Annotated in this window: 1 protein-coding gene; it reads left to right on the top strand. The window is 35.0% G+C overall.

Translation table 11 applies throughout. The features are described from left to right. Window positions 1–495: DUF3987 domain-containing protein (locus tag ACFILO_RS09565; RefSeq protein WP_375678222.1), on the top strand; the 495-nt coding region annotated here is incomplete at its 5' end. Window positions 496–857: the final 362 nt, after the last annotated feature.

Below are 857 nucleotides of genomic sequence, written 5' to 3'. Positions count from 1 at the left end.
GCTCAAGAGATCTTTCGTGAATGGATGCAAAAGATTTTTAAAGAAGCCAAAGAGAATAACCTTTCTGAAAGCTTACAAGCGCATCTTTTGAAAATGCCTAAGACCATAGTAAGTCTTGCATTGATTTTTGAATTAACCGAAGGGGGGCGTTTTGAAATCAATAAAGATGCCCTTCAAACAGCCTTGCGATGGGAAAAATATTTGTTAAGTCATGTCAAAAGGCTCTATGCGGCGGCGGATAGCTTAGCAATAGAGGGGGCAAAATTGATTGTCGAGCGCTGTGATCATTTACCCGATGTTTTTACTTTACGTGATATTCATCAAAGAAGTTGGATCAGTTTAACAGATAATAGAGCCGTTAAGCAAGCTTTAGAGCTCTTATGTCGTTCCAATCATATTCGTCAAATAGCAAGTGAAAATAGCTCACAAGGTAGTCGCCCTACCATACGTTATGAATGGCACCCTTTCGTTAAAAACAACAGCATCAAACAATGAAGCCATTGTAATCTTTTGTTATTCTTAAAACCTTCAAAGATCTTATCGTACCAACAGAGGGTTTACAAAGTATCTTTGAGGGTTTTTGTTTTATAATTTTTTAAAGAAGAAACATACAGAGGTCCTTTTAAATCTTGTGTCAAAGATATCCAAAACACAACCTCTATAGGTTTTGACGGGGTTTTGAGTTTTGAGGGTTGCCCCTTTTAGATAAAAAAACGATAAAAAGTAAAAACGTTATTTTTCAATAGGTTAAGATTTTACAGATCTTAAAAAAACAACTCATATTGATAACACAACCTATAAATTCAACTAATAATATACGTTTTGAAGGGGTTTTGACGGTTTTTACACCTTCAAAA

The sequence above is a fragment of the Bartonella sp. AP72JLCBS genome (assembly GCF_042195705.1).
Taxonomy (GTDB): Bacteria; Pseudomonadota; Alphaproteobacteria; order Rhizobiales; family Rhizobiaceae; genus Bartonella.
The sequence above is the reverse complement of the archived record's forward strand: the minus strand, read 5'-3'. Positions and strand labels throughout refer to the sequence as shown.